The organism is Pseudomonas khorasanensis, assembly GCF_014268505.2.
Lineage (GTDB): Bacteria > Pseudomonadota > Gammaproteobacteria > Pseudomonadales > Pseudomonadaceae > Aquipseudomonas > Aquipseudomonas khorasanensis.
The window spans coordinates 770,493-789,515 of the sequence record NZ_JABWQP020000001.1; the positions used below are offsets into that span (position 1 = coordinate 770,493).

Sequence of the window (19,023 nt, forward strand, 5' to 3'; positions counted from 1 at the left end):
CGAGCATGAAAAACGGCGCCCCGTGAGCGCCGTTTTTTATGGGCGATAGTTGCCAACCCTTTTCGCGAGCAGGCTCGCTCCCACAAGGTAATGCATTCCCCTGTGGGAGCGAGCCTGCTCGCGAAAGCGCTTTCAGGGGCGATAAAGATGCGCGTGCCCGGCGCGATACAGCGAAGATTCGCCGAACACCTCACTTCCCAGCACGCGCCCGACCAGAATCAGCGCCGTGCGCCGAAAGCCTTTGGCTTCAACCTTGCCGGCAATATCCGCCAGCGTTCCTGTTACCCAATCCTGATCCGGCCACGTCGCGCGGTGAATCACCGCGATTGGACAATCCGCGCCGTAATGCGGCAGCAGTTCGACCACTATCTTCGGAAGATGATTGACCCCCAGATGGATCGCCATGGTTGCACCGTGCTGCGCCAGATTGGCCAGCTCTTCGCCTGCCGGCATTGCAGTCTTGTCGGCATAGCGGGTCAGAATCACGCTTTGCGAAATGTCCGGCAGGGTCAGCTCGGCACCGAGCAAGGCTGCGCACGCCGCTGTGGCGGTCACGCCTGGAACAATCTCGAACGCGATGCCCAGCTCACGCAAATAGCGAATCTGCTCGCCAATCGCCCCGTACAGACTCGGGTCTCCCGAATGCACCCTGGCGACGTCCTGGCCTTTGGCATGAGCGGCCTTGAACAGCTCGATGATCTGTTCCAGGTGCAACTCAGCGCTGTTGACCACGCTTTCAGCCTGATGACCTTCCAGCACAGCCGCCGGCACCAGCGAACCGGCGTAGATAATCACCGGGCAGCTTCGAATCAGGCGCTGGCCTTTGACGGTGATGAGTTCCGGGTCGCCGGGGCCGGCGCCGATGAAGTAGACGGTCATCGTTGAATCCTTGATAAGAAGCGCAGCTGCACCCCGGATGAAGGGTGCTCATGATCGATGGCGGGGATTATCGGGATTTTACGCAGCGCCGGCCAATGCCAGCGTGGCCTGCGCATACTTTTGCCGGGAAATCAGCAGCTTCGCCGGCGCCTGAATCAGTTGCTCGGCGAGCGCCAGCGCGGCGCTTTCAGCCACACCGTAGCAACCGGTGCGCTCGAAGGCGATTTGCGATTGATGACTGAGGCGTGGCTGGTAACCGGCGAGTTCGTCACTGCTGAAATACTGCAACGGCAGATCCAGTTGCGTGGCGAGTTCCTGCAAGCCCGGTTCGTCGCGCTTCAGATCGATAGTGGCCAGCGCCTTGACGGCCCGAAGTTCGATGCGATGCGCCTGCAGCGCTTGATCGAGTAGTGCGCGCAACGTGCTGGCCGGGCAGCCGCGCTGGCAGCCAAGGCCGACCACGAAGGTCGACGCTGCACGGTCATCGGTCATGCCTGGTATTGCCCTGCGCTGTTGCGGCGGAACAACCAGGCGCTGATGAGGCCCAGGGCCAGCCAGAACGCCACGTTGGTCAACTGCGAAGCGATTTTGAATTGTGTTTCCAGCGCCTCGGGAGCGAGCATGGAATGCACCTGCGGTTGTGGCGCGCCGATCACGTGCGGTACGGCAAGAATCGCCACGCCGAGGATCTTCATCAGCCAGTGACGGCTGAACGCAATCAACGCGAGCCCGACAGCGGTTGATGCGGCGGTGCAGATCCACCACATCTGCCGGGATGCCAGGTCAGCGGCGGCGGTGCCCGGTAATTCAGGTGGCAGGCCCAGTGTCGGCGCGAGGACGAACGTGGCGTAACCGGCCAGCCCCCAGATCAGGCCTTGCGACGTTTTTGTCGGCGCGCGCAGGGTGTAGAGGCCGGCGAGCATCAAGGCGAAACCGACCGCCACGACCAGATTGCCGCCAGTGGTCGATGCCACGCGCTGCCAGCCATCTTCCGGCTCCCAGGCTTCGGCATCATGGCTGTGCGCAGCGGTGCCAGCGGTGTGTTCATGCACGTGGGCAACGGGTTCGGATTTCTCGAAGGCTTCAGCTTCAAGAATCAACGGTGATACCCAGAAACTTTGCAGCAACGTGAGCAGCAGGGCGGCCAGCAGACCGGTGAACCCGGCGGTTTGCGCGATACGCTTGATCATGTCGTCAGCCTCAGTGGCACGGGAACGCGGCGCTGTGGCGGGTATCGTGGGCGGCGTTGTGCACCGCTTCGATGTGTGAGAAGCCAGCGAACCAGACCAGGCTGGCACCGAGGATCGAGGCGAAGAGGGCGGCGGCCACACGTTGGCCCAGGGTGGTGGTTCTGGAGATGTGGTCAGTGTTGCTGACGGTATTGCTGATGATCGACATAGCGCTTCCCTCTGAAATGTCAGCGGGTGAATAGAGCGCATGAAAATCCCTGCGCGCCGGGCCCGCAAGGATTTCGAACAGCGCCCGCCCACCGCGGGTTTGTTTGTACTCGGCGCGCTGTGCGCGCCGGGTGTTGCGGGCCGGTCTCCGGGCTCGTGAGGGGTGGGCGTATGGCCGACCTGCAAACGTCACCTTCCCATGCCGGGGCACAGTGGATTCGACGCTTCGCTCACTTACCGTTGCGGGGGCAGCACCGGACTGACATGGCCTTGAGTAAAGCACATGATTCACCGGTTTCCCGTTTCACCCTGTGAGGGGCACCCGTAACAAGGTGTGCAGGAGAGCATGGGTTTGGGTTTTTAGTCAATTTTTGGGGGGTGGATCCGTTGCTGCGAGGGGGGCTTTTTTCAGGTGTGTTGTGTGTATATCCGATTTTGCGGTGCTGCGGCTGGCGGTTTCGCCCTTACGGCGAGTCACCTTTTTCAAACGCCAAAAAGGTAACCCAAAAGGCTTGCTCCTGCGTTCGGCCCTCGCGGGCTCGGGTTCCTTCGCTCCGGGACTGATCCGGGCGCAGCGGCTCCGGTTTGCTTCGCTGCACCTACACTCGCTGTGTACGACTGCGTCGTACGGTCGCTGCGCTCCCACGCCCGGATCAATCCCTCCACTCAGCCTTCCGACGTCGCCGGTGGATCAAAAGCACTCGAGCTAACGCTCATTGTTGAGTGGGGCGGCTTTGCCGCGGGCGGCTGCGCTGCTTTGCTTTTCTGTGGGAGCGAGCCTGCTCGTGAAGGCGGCCTGACAGCCGACCTGTTCTTGTGTGGTACGCGATCCAACTGTAGGAGCTGCCGAAGGCTGCGATCTTTTGATCTGGCTTTTGCTTCTGCTTCTGCTTCTGTTTCTGCTGTTGCTTTGGCTTTTGATCTTTTGCCCCTTCGGCAGGCTTCGTTACGGGATCGATCCGGGTGTGGGAGCGCAGCGACCGTACGACGCAGTCGTACACAGCGAGTGTAGGTGCAGCGAAGCCAACCGGAGCCGCTGCGCCCGGATCGATCCCGTAACGAAGGTACCCCGAGCCCCAGCGAGAGGGCCGTACGCTGGGGCAAAGCCTTTTGGGTTACCTTTCGCTGGGCCGGCATTCCGGCGTTTGGAAAAGGTGACTCGCTGTAAGAGCGAAACCATAAGAAGCCGTTACCGCAGCAACGGATATACCCCAGTTTCAGACTCACCGACCATTGACCCACGACGGACCCATGCGTAGCCTTGCGCCTTCGAGGTTCTTCGGCCTGGCCGAAGCTAAGAAGGGAACGCGGTCAAAGCCGCGGCTGCCCCCGCAACTGTGAACGGTGATGTTCGTTGCCACGCCACTGCCAGCTCAGCCGATGAGCCAGCGGGAAGGCGCAGCGAACGCCAGGCCCCGCGCCTGAACGCCGTCAGCCAGGAGACCTGCCTCGTCACAGATTCTCACTACAACCGGGCGGGGTGATCCGGTGGCGAATGCTTCCGGCGTGCACGCGCGCTGCCGGTTCTCGTCCCGTATGCCCGCCGCTTGCCAAAGGGCATACCGATGAAAACACTGGCCAAACTCCCCGTCACCATCGTCACCGGTTTCCTCGGTTCGGGCAAAACCACGTTGCTGCGGCACATGCTCGACAATGCTCAGGGCCGGCGGATCGCGGTGATCGTCAACGAGTTTGGCGAACTCGGTATCGACGGCGAAATCCTCAAGCAATGCACCATCGGCTGCACTGAAGAAGAAGCCAGCGGCCGCGTTTACGAACTGGCCAATGGTTGCCTGTGCTGCACCGTTCAGGAAGAGTTTTTCCCGGTGATGCGTGAACTGGTGGCGCGTCGCGGCGACCTCGATCACATCCTCATCGAAACGTCCGGCCTGGCCCTGCCAAAGCCCTTGGTACAAGCCTTTCAGTGGCCGGAAATCCGCAGCGCCTGCACCGTTGACGCAGTGATCACCGTGGTCGACAGCCCGGCCGTGGCGGCCGGTACTTTCGCCGCGTTCCCTGATCAGGTCGATGCGCAGCGCAAACTCGATCCGAACCTGGATCACGAGTCGCCGCTGCACGAGCTGTTCGCCGACCAACTGGCCAGCGCCGACCTGGTCATTCTCAACAAAGCCGACCAGACCAGCCCGGAAGATCTGGCGCGCGTGCGCCTGGAAGTTGCCGAAGAATTGCCGCCAGCCGTAAAAATCATCGAAGCCAGCAACGGTCGCCTGCCGCTCGACGTGCTGATCGGTCTGGGTGCAGGCTCCGAAGAACACATCGACAGCCGCCACAGCCATCACGACCATCACCATGACGGCGATGACGACCACGATGACCACGATGACCACGATCACGATGCCTTCGATTCGATCTCCATCGAACTGCCACAAAGCGACGAGAGCCTGTTGCTCGACGCGCTGACGCAATTGGTGGTCCAGCACGGCATCCTGCGGGTCAAGGGTTTTGCGGCGATTCCGAACAAGCCGATGCGCCTGCTGATTCAAGGCGTGGGCACGCGTTTCGACAAGCATTTCGACCGCAAATGGGGGGCCGAGGAAGCGCGAGTCACGCGTCTGGTCCTGATCGGCCAGGCGCTGGATGCGGCCCAACTCGAAGCGCAATTGCGCGCCGCGCTCAGCGTTTAAGCCATGCACCTGCTCAGGACCCAGCCCGGTGGTTTCGTCTCGGACGACAACATTGCCGACCTTGGACAAACGCCCGCCGAGCTGGTGATCCTGTGCAGCGGCGATTCGAGTCTGGCGCTCCTCGCCGAAGCCGCGCAGCAATTGCCCGATGACTATCCGAGCCTGCGCCTGGCCAATCCGATGCAAGTGCAGAATCATGCGTCGGTCGATCTGTATGTCGATGAAGTGCTGCGCCACGCCAAGGTCATTCTGATCTCGCTGCACGGCGGCATTGCGTATTGGCGCTACGGCGTCGAGCGGCTGGTCGAGTTGTCCGAGCGCGGCGTGCAACTGATTCTGGTGCCCGGCGACGACCGCCCCGATCCGGAGCTCAGCGACTTGAGCACGGTCAACGCCGAGGAGCGCGATCAGCTCTGGCAGTTCCTGCGTCAGGGCGGCAGGGGCAATGCGCTGAATTTTTTCCACTGCTTGGGGCAGCGATGGTTCGCCCGTGATTATGCGTGGGACGAGCCGCAAACCTTGCCGCGCACCGCGATCTACCATCCCCGTAAAAACAGCGCCGCGCTGAGTGACTGGCAAGCCGACTGGCAGCCTGGGCAACCGGTGGCGGCGCTGTTGTTTTATCGCTCGCATTTGCAGGCGGCCAACACCGCGTTCATCGATGTGTTCTGCGAACGCTTGCTGGCGGCGGGGCTTAATCCGCTGCCCATGGCGGTCGCCAGTTTGAAAGAGCCTGGCTGCCTTTCGGTGGTCGAGGACTGGCTGGACGAGGTCGAAGCGGGGGTGATTCTCAACACCACCGGCTTTGCCCAGTCCAGTCCCGAGGCGCCGCATTTGCGGCCGTTTCGCCGAAACATTCCGGTGATCCAGGCGATCTGCGCACAGGACAACGAACCCGGCTGGCGCGACAGCGAGCAGGGCCTCGGGCCTCGCGATCTGGCAATGCACATCGCGTTGCCGGAACTCGACGGACGTATCATCAGTCGCCCGATCAGCTTCAAGGATCTGGCCTGGCGCAGCGAGCGCAGTCAGTCCGATGTGGTCTGCTACCGCGCCCAGCCTGAGCGCATGGATTTTGTCGCCGAACTGGCGCGACGCTGGGTCGCTCTGGCGCAAGTGCCGAACGGCGAGAAACGCATCGCGCTGATCCTCGCCAATTACCCGACCCGCGATGGTCGCATCGGCAACGGCGTTGGTCTCGATACGCCGACGGCGGCACTGAACATCTTGCGTGCGATGCAGGTTGAGGGTTATCCGGTTGCTCGTGCGTTGCCCGATAGCGGCACCGAGTTGATTCAGCAGTTGCTTGGCAGTGTCAGCAACGACCTCGACAGCATTGACCTGCGCCCCTGCCAGCAAAGCCTCGCGATGGATGATTATCTGCTGATGTTCAACGCGCTGCCGGAGGCGAATCGCGCGGCGGTGACTGAGCGTTGGGGGCTCCCGCAAAACGATCCAATGTGCCGCGACGGCCGTCTGATGATCGCCGGTTTGCGTTTCGACCAGACTTTCGTCGGCATTCAACCGGCACGCGGTTATCAGGTCGATCCGAGCGCGGTGTATCACGACCCGGATCTGGTTCCGCCGCACGGTTATCTGGCGTTCTATTTCTGGTTGCGCAATACCTATGGTGCGCACGGCGTGATCCACGTAGGCAAACACGGCAACCTTGAATGGCTGCCGGGCAAGGGCGTCGGGCTTTCAGAACACTGCTGGCCGGACGCGCTATTCGGGCCGCTGCCAAACATCTACCCGTTTATCGTCAATGATCCGGGGGAGGGCGCCCAGGCCAAGCGGCGCACGCAGGCGGTGATCATCGACCACCTGATGCCCCCGCTGACCCGCGCCGAAACCTACGGGCCGTTGCGCAATCTGGAGTTGCTGGCCGACGAATATTACGAGGCGCAACTGCTCGATCCGCGCCGCGCCCGAGAGTTGCAGCGGGACATTTTGCAACTGGTGCGTGATACCCGGATCGATCGCGAACTGCAACTGGATGCTGCGCTGGACAGTGATGCCGATGCCGCCATCTGGCTACCGCGCCTGGACACCTATTTGTGTGACTTGAAGGAGTCGCAGATTCGCGATGGGTTGCACAGTTTCGGCGAGTCACCGACCGGGCGTTTACGCATCGACACCTTGCTGGCGTTGCTGCGCATCCCGCGCGGTGACGGCAAAGGCGCGCAGTCGAGTCTGCTGCGAGCACTGGCCAAAGCGTTTGAATTGGGTTTTGATCCGCTGGATTGCGCCTTGGCCGATCCGTGGAGGGGCCCGCGTCCGACCGAGTTACAGGCCATCAGCGAAGAAGTCTGGCGCACCGCCGGCGATACCCGTGAGCGCCTCGAATTGTTTGCCGCAGACCTGATCTCCCAAACACTGAATGTCCCCTGTGGGAGCGAGCCTGCTCGCGAAAGCGGTGTGTCAGTAAAAGACCAGTTGTCTGACCCGACGCCTTCGCGAGCAAGCTCGCTCCCACAGTTACCGGGCTGGGCTGAAGTCAGTGCAATCATCGACAACCTGCGCGAAGTCGTGGCCCCACGCCTCGACGCCTGCGGTCCCGCTGAAATGCGCGGCCTGCTCGATGCGTTGAGCGGTCGTTTCGTTCCTGCCGGCCCCAGCGGCGCGCCAAGCCGTGGCCGCCTCGACGTGCTGCCCACGGGCCGTAACTTTTATTCGGTCGACGTGCGCAACTTGCCGACCACCACCGCATGGCGCATCGGGTTTCAGTCCGCCACGCTGATTCTTGAGCGGCATCTGCAGGATCATGGCGACCATTTGCGTCAGCTCGGGTTGTCCGTCTGGGGCACCGCGACGATGCGTACCGGTGGCGATGATATCGCCCAGGCCATGGCGCTGATGGGCGTTCGGCCGGTCTGGGCCACGGGCAGTCAGCGCGTGGATGATTTCGAGATTCTGCCGCTGAGCCTGCTCGATCGGCCGCGTGTCGATGTGACGCTGCGCGTCTCCGGATTTTTTCGGGATGCGTTTGCCAATCTGATTCGTCTTTTCGACGCCGCTGTGCAAGCGGTGGCCGCGCTGGACGAACCGGACGATTTGAACCCGTTGGCGGCCAGGGTGCGCGCCGAGCGCGAAGCGCTGCTGCAATCGGGCATCGACGAGGACACTGCGCGGCGTCAGGCCGGCTGGCGAATTTTCGGCGCCAAACCGGGGGCTTATGGCGCCGGAGTGCAGGGCGCAATTGACGGGCGCTTGTGGCAAACCCGTGAAGATCTTGCCGAGGTTTACCTGAACTGGGGCGCGTACGCTTACGGCGGCGCTGACGAAGGCACCGCCGCCCGCGAGCAATTCAGCCAGCGGTTGAGCCAGGTGCAAGCGGTGCTGCAAAACCAGGACAATCGCGAACACGACTTGCTCGATTCCAATGACTATTACCAGTTTCAGGGCGGCATGCTCGCAGCGGTGGAAACTCTTCGCGGCGAAGCGGCAGCGAGTTACCACGGTGATCACAGCCAGCCGGATCTGCCAAAGATTCGCACGCTGAAAGAAGAACTGAACCGGGTGGTGCGCTCGCGGGCGGCGAATCCTAAGTGGATCGATGGCGTAAAACGTCACGGCTACAAAGGCGCGTTCGAACTCGCGGCAACCGTTGATAACCTGTTTGCCTTCGACGCGACCACGCAGTTGATCGATGATCATCAATACGCATTGCTGGCGGATGCGTATTTGCTGGATCCGGCCACTCGGGAGTTTGTTCGCGAACATAATCCGCACGCGCTGCGGGACATGACCGAACGGATGCTGGAGGCCCAGCAGCGTGGGATGTGGCAGGAACCGGGGGCGTATAAAGAGGCGCTGGAGAACTTGCTGCTGGATATCGAAGAAGATAACTAACGCGATCCCCTGCAGGCGAAGGCCTACAGTTGAAAAGCCGTTTATCGACCATGACTGAGTAATGACAATGACCGACATCCCGCATTTCCCGCTCTCCGCCGTGGTCGGCGCCGATGACTTGAAGCTCGCCCTGTGCCTGACCGCCATCGACCCGAAAATCGGCGGCGTGCTCATCGAAGGTCCGCGGGGCATGGCCAAGTCCACACTGGCTCGGGGCCTGGCGGATCTGCTCGCCAGCGGCCAGTTCGTCACCTTGCCATTGGGTGCGACAGAAGAGCGTCTGGTTGGCACCCTCGATCTGGACGCCGCGCTGAGCGACGGTCGCGCGCAGTTTTCCCCCGGCGTGCTGGCCAAGGCTGATGGCGGCGTGCTCTACGTCGATGAAGTCAATCTGCTGCCCGATCACCTGGTGGATTTGCTGCTCGATGTGGCCGCCAGCGGCACCAACGTGATCGAGCGTGACGGCATTTCTCACCGGCACTCGGCGAAATTCGTGCTGATTGGCACCATGAACCCGGAAGAAGGCGAGTTGCGTCCACAATTGCTCGACCGTTTCGGCCTCAATGTTGCGCTCAGCGGCAACACCGCGCCGACTGAGCGCGGGCAGATCATTCGCCGGCGGCTGGATTTCGACAGCGATCCGCAAGCGTTCTGCGCGCAATGGGAAACCGAGCAACATGCCTTGCGTTTGCGCTGCGAAACCGCGCGCAAGTCATTGGCAGACATTGCGCTGGACGATGCGGCATTGGCGCAAATCACCGAGCGTTGTTTCGCCGCCGGTGTCGACGGTTTGCGCGCTGATCTCGTCTGGTTGCGCGCCGCTCGTGCGCACGCTGCGTGGCGGGGGGCTGAAGCCATCGCTGAACAAGACATCGACGCCGTGGCCGAATTTGCCTTGCGCCATCGTCGCCGCGAACAGTCGCCTTCGAGCCATCAGCCGCCCGCGCAATCGCCGACGAATGCCGGCGCCCATTCGAGCGAAGGGCAAGGCCAGTGGGGCGACATGCCGGCACCGGCGCTCGCCACCGGGTCGCGTCGTGAAGTCCCGGGCTGGCCAAAAAAGCCTTAGGCATTCGCCCCCCATCCGACGCGGGGGCGGATGCCAGACCTCGCGCCGGGCAGTTGGACGATGGACGCCAGGGCAGGCGCCACGCTGCCCGAAGCGGTGTGGTGAATTGGCCGGGCACACTGCTCAACGGTCGGCCGCACAGTCGTGAAGATCTGCTGTTCCAGTTGCGCACCTGTTCGCCCCATGAACTGTGGCTGGTGATCGTCGACGCCTCAGCCTCGACGCGGCGCCATCATGCGTTGCGGGACGCCAAGGGTCTGCTCGCGCAACTGTTCGATGATGCCTACCGTCAGCGCGCGCGCCTGGCATTGCTGACCGTGAGCGGCTCGGCGCCGAAATGGCAAGTGCAGGGTTTGAAAGCCTCCAGTGGTCTGCGAGCCTGGCTTGAGCAGCTGGGGGCGGGCGGTGGCACGCCGCTGCTGCCTGCACTAACGCAAGCGCAGCAATGGCTGGAGGCACGGCGCAAACGCTTTCCGGCCGAGCAGCAGCGCTTGCTGCTGGTCACCGATGGGCGCTTGAAAGCATGGTCGGGATTGACGCTCGTCACATGTCCGGGTTTGTTGATTGATATCGAGCGCGGGCCGATTCGGCTGGGCAGGGCGAAGGATCTGGCGGGGGCGTTGGGCGCGGAATATCGGCATATCGACGAGCTGGGTTCGGTCTGAGATTTCGGATTCTGACGGGCTGATTTCGCGAGCAGGCTCGCTCCCACATTTGGAATATATTGACCTCAGGTGCGAGGTTTATTGTCAAGAGCGCCGAGCAACGCTGCCGTTTTCAAACCTGATACAGATTCTGAAACGATTTTCGGCTGTAGGAAAAGTCACTTGTGGCTGTACGCTCCAAGGCCATTTTCGATTCAGGATCTACATGAACACCCTCACGGAGCCTCCCAGTCATACCTTCCCATTGCGCCATCGCGCAGTCTTGACGCTCTCGCAGCATCCGGTTTTCCGACACTTGTCTATCGTTGCCAACGCGGCTCCAGAGCCTTCGCGTTGCACCTTGCCGTGTCCGGCATTGCGAATTCACTGAGCAGAGGTCGAGACTTTTTATGGAATGGTTAGCGGATCCCACAGCCTGGTTAGGCCTGTTGACTCTGATCGTGCTGGAACTGGTGCTGGGTATCGACAACCTGGTGTTCATCGCAATCCTGGCGGACAAACTGCCGCCACACCAGCGCGATCGCGCGCGCATCATTGGCCTGTCGCTGGCTCTGATCATGCGTCTGGGCCTGCTGGCGAGTATTTCCTGGCTGGTCACGCTGACGCAGCCGTTGTTCGAGGTATTCGACAAGAGCTTCTCCGGGCGTGATCTGATCATGCTGTTCGGTGGTGTGTTTCTGTTGTTCAAGGCCACGATGGAATTGCATGAGCGTCTCGAAGGCCATGTCGGCGAACGCTCGGCCAATACCGCTTATGCGCTGTTCTGGCCCATCGTGGCGCAGATTGTGGTGCTCGACGCGGTGTTCTCTCTCGACGCTGTGATTACCGCCGTCGGCATGGTCGATGAACTGGCGGTGATGATGATCGCCGTGATCATCTCCATCGGCCTGATGATCGTGGCCAGCAAACCGCTGACCCGTTTCGTCAACGCACACCCGACCGTGATCATGCTGTGTCTGGGCTTTTTAATGATGATCGGTTTTGCCCTCACGGCCGAAGGCCTGGGCTTCCATATCCCGAAAGGCTATCTGTACGCCGCCATCGGTTTCTCGATCCTCATTGAGGTGTTCAACCAGATCGCCCGGGCACGCCGCAAGCGCTCGATGCAGGGCTTGCGGCCGATGCGCGAGCGCACCGCCCATGCGGTGATGCGTTTGCTCGGCGGTCGCAAGCTGGCGGCTGAGGAGGTCGGCGAGGAAATCTCCGATCTGCTCGACAACGGTGAAGCGCCGACAACCGAGCTGTTCGACCGGCGTGAGCGGGTGATGATCAGCGGCGTGCTGCAACTGGCAGAACGCCCGATTCGCAACCTGATGACCGTGCGCGCCGATGTCGATTTGATCGACGTGGCTGATGATGCAGAAACCATTCGCACGAAATTGATGCATTCGTCCTACTCGCGCTTACCGTTGATTCGCAACGGCGCGGTGGACGAGCCGCTGGGCTTCGTGCACAAGAAAGAACTGCTCAAGGAATATCTGGCGGGCGCGGAACCGAGCCTTGAGCATCTGTCGCGCCAGACCATCAATTTGCTCGACAATTATTCGATCCTGAACGCCCTTGAGCAGATGCGCGCGGCATCGACGCACATCGCGTTCGTGGTCAACGAATTCGGTGACTTCGTCGGTGTGTTGACCATGACCGACATCCTCGAATCGATTGCGGGCGAGTTGCCCGACGCCAGTGAAATCGAAGGCCCGGACGTGGTCGAAGAGCGCGGCGGGTTTCTGGTCAGCGGCGCACTGCCCTTGGCGCGCGTGCGCCAGCGCACCGGGTTCGACGCCGAGCCGACCGAGGACTACCAGACCATGGCGGGCCTGGTGATGAGTTTGCTGGATCGGTTGCCGATGAAGGGAGATCGTCTGGAATATGCTGGCTGGCAGATGACCGTCAAAGCGGTCGAGGAGCGGCGGGTGACGCGGGTGCTACTGGAGCGCTCTGCCGCGTAAAACTCGATTTCCCTGCAGGCTGTGCCGGCCTCTTCGCGAGCAGGCTCGCTCCCACATTGGAAACGCGTTGCAAATGTGGGAGCGAGCCTGCTCGCGAATGCGATCCGGCAGGCGCTACAGATCTCTTGCTGAGGTGCCGGCCAGGCGCTCAGAACATACGCTGCGGGCGTGCACGTGAGACGGTACGCATAGTACGGAGTGTCCGACGCAACCAAGCCAGATCATGCGTTCGTTTGCGCGCGGCAACGGGCGCTTTGGTCTTGCCGATATGCACCGCGAAATCCCGTGTAAGGGTTTCTTCAGTGCCAATTCCTTTGAGCTTTTTTATCAGCCTGCCGTTCTTGTAGAACAGAACCGTAGGCGTGCCGGTCACGTTCGGATGCCTGGGCGACTGGGTGGTGTCGAGCATGTAGACGTTGGCACGCAATCGATAACGCTCGGCAATCTGCCGAAACACCGGCCCCGCCCATTTGCAGGCGGGGCAATGCTCGTTGGCGAAATACAGAATGACCGGACGCCAGGTTTTCAAGGCTTTGCGGTAAGTAGGCGCCAGGTCGGCGTGGGCGGGTGAGAGGCGCATGGATGAGCTCCTTGGTCCGGTCTGCGTCCCAGGCACGATAAGCATCTGTCGCCCGGCTATCTACTGTCAGAGTTGACAGGTAGACGCGGCGTGAAAAGTGCGTTGCGTGCTCTCGCTGCACGCAAATGAGGCCCTGATACCCGTCAGGTGTAGCCAACAGTAGCGCTACTGCTGAGGGAGTTCGGGCGGAGCTCACCTTTCGATTCAAGTAACCGCTTGATTGATAAACCCTTTCAGATCCCGAAAGACGCCGCGTCATTCCTGTGGCACACTTTCTGCTGTCTATTCCGTAGTAACAAACCGTGTTCCGGTATAGCGGAATAAACGTCATTCAGGAGTGCTCGCCATGCATCGCCGTCCTTCGTTGTTCAAAGCGTGTGTTTTTGTTCTTGCGGCTTCTTCTTCGGTCATGGGCATTGCCCAGGCTGCCGATGGCAAGCTCGACAGTGTTCTGGCCCGTGGCAAGTTGATCGTTGGCACTGGCAGTACCAATGCGCCATGGCACTTTCAGGGCGCGGACGGCAAGTTGCAGGGTTTTGATATCGACATCGCCAGGATGGTGGCCAAAGGGCTGTTCAATGACCCGGACAAAGTCGAGTTCGTGGTGCAGTCCTCCGATGCGCGGATTCCCAACCTGTTGACCGACAAGGTCGACATGAGCTGCCAGTTCATCACCGTTACCGCCAGCCGCGCCCAGCAAGTCGCGTTCACGCTGCCGTACTACCGCGAAGGCGTCGGTCTGCTGCTGCCGAACAACAGCAAGTACAAGGAAATCGAAGACCTGCAAGGGGCGGGCGACGACGTGACCGTTGCGGTGCTGCAGAACGTGTATGCCGAAGAGCTGGTGCATCAGGCACTGCCCAAAGCCAAGGTCGATCAGTACGACAGCGTCGACCTTATGTATCAGGCGGTGAACTCTGGCCGCGCCGATGCCGCCGCGACTGACCAGTCTTCGGTCAAATACCTGATGGTGCAGAACCCCGGCCGCTATCGCAGCCCGGCCTATGCATGGAGCCCGCAGACCTACGCGTGCGCCGTCAAACGCGGCGACCAGGACTGGCTGAACTTCGTCAATACCGCGCTGCATGAAGCGATGACCGGCGTTGAGTTCCCGACTTACGCGGCGTCCTTCAAGCAGTGGTTTGGCGTTGATCTGCCGTCCCCAGCCATCGGTTTCCCTATCGAATTCAAATGATCCCGTGAGAGCGGGGCGAGTCATTGCCCCGCTCAAGGTACTGCTGACCATGAACTATCAGTTGAACTTTGCCGCCGTCTGGCGCGATTTCGACACCTTGCTGGCGGGGCTCGGTCTGGGCCTGCAGCTGGCGCTGGTGTCGATCGCCATCGGTTGCGTGATCGGCCTGCTGATGGCGTTTGCCTTGCTGTCGAAGCATCGCGCCCTGCGGGTGCTGGCCTCGGTGTACGTCACGGTGGTGCGCAATACGCCGATTCTGGTGTTGATTCTGTTGATCTACTTTGCGCTGCCGAGTCTGGGGATTCGCCTGGACAAGATCCCGTCGTTCATCATCACGCTGTCGCTGTATGCCGGCGCTTACCTGACGGAGGTGTTCCGTGGCGGTTTGCTCAGCATTCCCAAAGGCCAACGCGAAGCGGGGCTGGCGATCGGGCTTGGTGAGTGGCAAGTGAAGGCTTACGTCACCGTGCCGGTGATGCTGCGCAACGTGTTGCCAGCACTGTCGAACAACTTCATTTCGCTGTTCAAGGACACCTCCCTGGCCGCCGCGATTGCGGTGCCGGAGCTGACCTATTACGCGCGCAAGATCAACGTCGAGAGCTACCGGGTCATCGAAACCTGGCTGGTGACCACGGCGTTGTATGTCGCGGCCTGTTACCTCATTGCCATGCTGCTGCGTTATCTCGAGCAGCGTCTGGCGATCCGCCGATAGGAGCCTGCGATGTACGAATCTCCCAGTTGGTTGCATGAATTGTGGGTGGCGCGTGAGCCGCTGTGGCAGGGGTTTCTGACCAGCGTGCAGGTCTCGGCGCTGGCCATTGTGCTGGGCACAATGCTCGGTGTGGTGGCCGGTCTGGTGCTGACTTACGGCAAATTCTGGATGCGTGCGCCGTTTCGTTTTTACGTTGATCTGATTCGTGGTACGCCAGTGTTTGTGCTGGTGCTGGCCTGCTTCTATATGGCGCCGGCGCTGGGCTGGCAGATCAGCGCGTTTCAGGCCGGAGCCCTCGGGCTGACGCTGTTCTGCGGCTCGCACGTCGCCGAGATCGTGCGCGGGGCGCTGCAAGCGCTACCGCGTGGGCAGATGGAAGCGGGCAAAGCCATTGGCCTGACGTTCTACCAATCCCTCGGCTACGTGCTGTTGCCCCAGGCGCTGCGGCAGATCCTGCCGACCTGGGTCAATTCCTCCACCGAAATCGTCAAGGCTTCGACCTTGCTTTCGGTGATCGGCGTGGCCGAATTGCTGCTCAGCACCCAACAGATCATCGCCCGGAACTTCATGACTCTGGAGTTTTACCTGTTCGCCGGTTTTCTGTTTTTCGTCATCAACTACGGCATCGAATTACTCGGCCGGCACATTGAAAAGCGGGTGGCCTTGCCATGACTGAAGCTCAAGTTTCCAACGTCCAGAACGCCCGGCCGCTGCTGGATATCCGTGGATTGCACAAACAGTACGGCGCGGTTGAAGTGCTCAAGGGTGTCGATCTGAGCATGCAGCGCGGCAACGTGGTGACACTGATCGGCTCGAGCGGTTCGGGCAAGACCACGCTGCTGCGCTGCGTGAACATGCTCGAAGAGTTCCAGGGCGGGCAGATTTTGCTCGACGGCGAGTCCATCGGCTACGACGAGATCGGCGGTAAACGTGTTCGTCACGCGGAAAAAGTCATCGCCCGCCACCGGGCCATGACCGGCATGGCCTTCCAGCAGTTCAATCTGTTCCCGCATTTGACCGCTCTGCAGAACGTCACCTTGGGCCTGCTCAAAGTGAAGAAAATGCACAAGGACGAAGCCGTCGCGCTTGCAGAGAAATGGCTGGAGCGCGTCGGCCTGCTCGAACGTCGCAATCACTTTCCGGGTCAGTTGTCCGGCGGCCAGCAACAGCGCGTGGCCATCGCCCGGGCAATCGCCATGAACCCGAGTCTGATGTTGTTTGACGAAGTCACGTCAGCCCTGGACCCGGAACTGGTCGGCGAAGTGCTCAGCGTGATCAAGGGCCTGGCCGAAGACGGCATGACCATGCTGCTGGTGACCCACGAAATGCGTTTCGCCTTTGAGGTCTCGGACAAAATCGTTTTCATGAATCAGGGGCGGATCGAAGAGCAGGGGCCACCCAAGGAGCTGTTCGAACGCCCGCAATCGCCGCGTCTGGCTGAATTTCTCAAGAGCACGCGGTTTTGAATCTTCACTTTTGCAATCAGGAGAAACACCCATGAGCATTACGCGTTACGGCACCGGCAGCACCGCCGCCGGCGGCCAGCCTCGTCCATTTGCCCGCGCCGTTGAAGCGGATGGCTGGCTGCACGTGTCCGGCCAGGTGCCGGCGGTGGAGGGCGAAATCATCGTTGGCGGCATCGTCGAGCAGACCCACCAGACGATGAAAAACCTGATCGCGATTCTCGAAGAAGCCGGTTATGGCCTGGAAGAGGTGGTGCGTGTTGGCGTGTGGCTGGACGATCCACGGGATTTCAGCAGCTTCAACAAGGTTTTCGCCGAGTACTTCAAACCCGAACACGCCCCGGCGCGGGCCTGTGTGCAGGCGAGCATGATGGTTGATTGCAAGGTTGAGATTGACTGCATTGCGTACAAGAAGAGGGCCTGAATGAAGGCTGCCCCTCACCCTAGCCCTCTCCCTCTGGGAGAGGGCGGGGGGTGAGGGCGGCAATGCCACTGACACAACACCAAGGGCCAGTTACCATCCGGCGACTCTGAATGGGAATCCACTGAAATGACCGAAGACACCATCAAGCGCCGGGCTCGCGGTCTGGACCGGGCGTTCGATATCCTCGATTTTCTCAAGGAAATTGGCCAGCCCTTGCGCCCCAATGACATTGCCAATGGCATCGGCAGCCCCAAATCCACGGTCTACGAACTGGTCGCATCCTTGCTGGAACGACGGATCCTGGAACCGGTGGGCAAGGACGGCCACGTCTACCTGGGTCGACAGTTGTACTTCCTGGGCCAGGCGCATCTGCGCCACTTCGATCTCAGCCGCGAGGCCGATCACGCGTTGCAGGAAATTGTCAGCCAGACCCATGAAACCGCGCAGATGTGCCTGCTCAACGGGCGCAAATACACGGTCGCATTGATGAAGGAGGGCGAACGGCATTTCCGCATCTCTTCCGATATCGGCGAAAACGCGCCGATCCCGTGGACCGCTTCCGGCCGCCTGCTGCTTGCCCATTTGAGCGATCAGCAAATCATCGACCTGATCGACGAAGACGATTACATCCTGCCCGACGGCGAACGCCTGCCGCTGGAACAGTTTCTGGCGGAAATCCGTCAGGCCGGCATCGATGGTTTTTTCTCCTTCGACAGCGTCGCCGACACCTTCACCCATTGCTTCGCCGCGCCGGTCAAGAACCCGCAAGGCGTGGCCATTTGTACCCTCTGCATCGTCGCTCCGCGCGCCGATGCGAAGAACAATTACAACGACTATCGCCGGGTGTTGATCGAGAGCGCCAACAGCCTAGCCCGGCGAATCAACGAATAAACGGCGGCTGCCTGCGGCCGCGATTGTGAGGAATTCGACCATGACGACTGCCATCAATACCGCTGTGGAAAAGGGCGACGCCGCGATCGGTGCGCACCTGACGCGCGACGTCAGCCTGCCGGCGCTGGTACTGCACCGTAAAGCGCTGGAGCACAACATCCGCTGGATGCAGAAGTTTGTCAGTGACAGCGGAGCGGAACTGGCGCCCCATGGCAAAACCAGCATGACGCCCGCGCTGTTCAAACGTCAGCTCGACGCGGGCGCTTGGGGCATCACCCTTGCCAGCGCCACCCAGACCCGCGCCGCTTACGCCCACGGTGTGCGGCGGGTGCTGATGGCCAACCAATTGGTTGGCACGCCGAACATGGCGCTGATTGCCGATTTACTCGCCGATCCGGCGTTTGATTTTCATTGCATGGTCGACCATCCGGACAACGTCGCCGACCTCGGCGCCTACTTCGCCTCGCGTGGGGTGACACTCAACGTGATGATTGAATACGGCGTGGTCGGCGGCCGCTGCGGTTGCCGCAGCGAGCAGGAAGTCATCGAGCTGGCGAGGGCGATCGATGCACAACCGGCGCTGGCCCTGACCGGTATCGAAGGTTACGAAGGCGTGATTCACGGCGACCACGCGGTCAGCGGTATTCGCGAGTTTGCCGCGTCGCTGGTCCGCCTGGCGGTGCAGTTGCAGGACAGCGGCGCCTTTGCCATCGCCAAACCGGTCATCACCGCGTCGGGCTCGGCGTGGTACGACCTGATTGCCGAATCCTTCGAAACGCAAAACGCCGCCGGGCGTTTCCTCAGCGTGTTGCGCCCGGGCAGTTACGTGGCGCACGACCATGGCATTTATAAAGAAGCGCAGTGCTGCGTGCTCGATCGGCGTAGCGATCTGCACGAAGGCCTGCGTCCGGCGCTGGAAGTCTGGGCGCATGTGCAGTCGTTGCCGGAGCCGGGCTTTGCGGTGATCGCCCTCGGCAAGCGCGACGTCGCCTTCGATGCCGGATTGCCGGTGCCGTTGTTGCGTTACAAGGCGGGTGTGGTGCCGGCGGCGGGTGATGATGTCGGCGCGTGCAAGGTGACTGCGGTGATGGATCAGCACGCGTTCATGACCGTGGCGCCGGGCGTTGAACTGCGCGTGGGCGACATCATTACCTTTGGTACTTCGCATCCGTGCCTGACGTTCGACAAGTGGCGGGTGGGGTTGCTGGTGGATGAGCAGTTGTCGGTGATCGAAACCATGAAAACCTGTTTCTAAGGCTTGAGACCGAGGCGCGGCCAATCGCTGGCTTGCCAGCGATGAGG

Annotated in this window: 17 protein-coding genes and 2 riboswitches; of the genes, 12 read left to right on the forward strand and 5 right to left on the reverse strand. The window is 61.3% G+C overall.

Annotation, left to right across the window (positions count from 1 at the left end; all coding sequences use genetic code 11):
- Window positions 1-132: 132 nt before the first annotated feature.
- The 4 genes from cobM to HU727_RS03670 all read right to left on the reverse strand — a co-directional run bounded on the left by cobM (window position 133) and on the right by HU727_RS03670 (window position 2,277).
- Complete coding sequence (gene cobM / locus HU727_RS03655) at window positions 133-879, reverse strand: precorrin-4 C(11)-methyltransferase (RefSeq protein ID WP_186528322.1); 747 nt, start codon at window positions 877-879, stop codon at window positions 133-135.
- A gap of 78 nt (window positions 880-957) precedes the next feature.
- On the reverse strand, window positions 958-1,371 hold the full coding sequence (locus HU727_RS03660) for a cobalamin biosynthesis protein (RefSeq protein WP_186528323.1): 414 nt from the start codon (window positions 1,369-1,371) through the stop codon (window positions 958-960).
- Entirely contained in the window at window positions 1,368-2,069 is a 702-nt protein-coding gene (locus HU727_RS03665) for a CbtA family protein (RefSeq protein ID WP_186528324.1), read from the reverse strand. The genes HU727_RS03660 and HU727_RS03665 overlap by 4 nt, the downstream gene beginning before the upstream one ends.
- A gap of 10 nt (window positions 2,070-2,079) precedes the next feature.
- Window positions 2,080-2,277 (reverse strand): CbtB domain-containing protein, encoded by a 198-nt coding sequence (locus HU727_RS03670; protein WP_186528325.1) that lies wholly within the window; start codon window positions 2,275-2,277, stop codon window positions 2,080-2,082.
- Window positions 2,278-2,398: 121 nt separating this feature from the next.
- A riboswitch (cobalamin riboswitch) is annotated at window positions 2,399-2,617 on the reverse strand.
- A 914-nt stretch (window positions 2,618-3,531) separates the two neighbouring features.
- Window positions 3,532-3,742: riboswitch (cobalamin riboswitch) on the forward strand.
- Window positions 3,743-3,841: 99 nt separating this feature from the next.
- Between HU727_RS03670 and cobW the strand changes: the two genes are divergently transcribed.
- The 5 genes from cobW to HU727_RS03695 all read left to right on the forward strand — a co-directional run bounded on the left by cobW (window position 3,842) and on the right by HU727_RS03695 (window position 12,456).
- A complete protein-coding gene (gene cobW, locus HU727_RS03675) occupies window positions 3,842-4,921 on the forward strand; it encodes a cobalamin biosynthesis protein CobW (protein WP_225919767.1) in 1,080 nt (359 codons plus the stop codon).
- Between the two features lie 3 nt (window positions 4,922-4,924).
- Window positions 4,925-8,773 (forward strand): cobaltochelatase subunit CobN, encoded by a 3,849-nt coding sequence (cobN, locus tag HU727_RS03680; protein WP_186528326.1) that lies wholly within the window; start codon window positions 4,925-4,927, stop codon window positions 8,771-8,773.
- Window positions 8,774-8,840: 67 nt separating this feature from the next.
- The gene (locus HU727_RS03685) at window positions 8,841-9,842 is read left to right on the forward strand and encodes a magnesium chelatase ATPase subunit I (RefSeq protein WP_186529247.1); all 1,002 of its coding nucleotides are present in this window, start codon (window positions 8,841-8,843) and stop codon (window positions 9,840-9,842) included.
- Window positions 9,824-10,507, forward strand: a complete 684-nt coding sequence (locus tag HU727_RS03690; protein ID WP_186529250.1) for a vWA domain-containing protein — start codon at window positions 9,824-9,826, stop codon at window positions 10,505-10,507. The genes HU727_RS03685 and HU727_RS03690 overlap by 19 nt, the downstream gene beginning before the upstream one ends.
- Before the next feature lie 389 nt (window positions 10,508-10,896).
- Window positions 10,897-12,456: a TerC family protein gene (locus HU727_RS03695; RefSeq protein ID WP_186528327.1), complete on the forward strand. Its 1,560-nt coding sequence runs from the start codon at window positions 10,897-10,899 to the stop codon at window positions 12,454-12,456.
- A 148-nt stretch (window positions 12,457-12,604) separates the two neighbouring features.
- On the opposite strand, the gene HU727_RS03700 is transcribed toward HU727_RS03695, so the two are convergent.
- A complete protein-coding gene (locus tag HU727_RS03700; protein WP_186528328.1) occupies window positions 12,605-13,036 on the reverse strand; it encodes a thioredoxin family protein in 432 nt (143 codons plus the stop codon).
- A gap of 346 nt (window positions 13,037-13,382) precedes the next feature.
- Between HU727_RS03700 and HU727_RS03705 the strand changes: the two genes are divergently transcribed.
- From HU727_RS03705 to HU727_RS03735, 7 genes are all read left to right on the forward strand, one after another.
- On the forward strand, window positions 13,383-14,231 hold the full coding sequence (locus HU727_RS03705) for a transporter substrate-binding protein (RefSeq protein ID WP_186528329.1): 849 nt from the start codon (window positions 13,383-13,385) through the stop codon (window positions 14,229-14,231).
- A gap of 49 nt (window positions 14,232-14,280) precedes the next feature.
- Window positions 14,281-14,943, forward strand: coding sequence for an amino acid ABC transporter permease (locus tag HU727_RS03710; protein WP_024012746.1), 663 nt, complete (start codon window positions 14,281-14,283; stop codon window positions 14,941-14,943).
- A 9-nt stretch (window positions 14,944-14,952) separates the two neighbouring features.
- A complete protein-coding gene (locus HU727_RS03715; RefSeq protein WP_186528330.1) occupies window positions 14,953-15,615 on the forward strand; it encodes an amino acid ABC transporter permease in 663 nt (220 codons plus the stop codon).
- Window positions 15,612-16,409 carry an amino acid ABC transporter ATP-binding protein gene (locus HU727_RS03720; protein ID WP_186528331.1) on the forward strand — a complete coding sequence of 266 codons (798 nt, stop codon included), beginning with the start codon at window positions 15,612-15,614 and terminating at the stop codon, window positions 16,407-16,409. The genes HU727_RS03715 and HU727_RS03720 overlap by 4 nt, the downstream gene beginning before the upstream one ends.
- Window positions 16,410-16,440: 31 nt before the next feature.
- Entirely contained in the window at window positions 16,441-16,830 is a 390-nt protein-coding gene (locus tag HU727_RS03725) for a RidA family protein (protein WP_186528332.1), read from the forward strand.
- 126 nt (window positions 16,831-16,956) lie between these two features.
- Window positions 16,957-17,721, forward strand: coding sequence for an IclR family transcriptional regulator (locus HU727_RS03730; protein WP_186528333.1), 765 nt, complete (start codon window positions 16,957-16,959; stop codon window positions 17,719-17,721).
- 40 nt (window positions 17,722-17,761) lie between these two features.
- Window positions 17,762-18,976, forward strand: a complete 1,215-nt coding sequence (locus HU727_RS03735) for an amino acid deaminase (RefSeq protein WP_186528334.1) — start codon at window positions 17,762-17,764, stop codon at window positions 18,974-18,976.
- Window positions 18,977-19,023 lie beyond the last annotated feature (47 nt).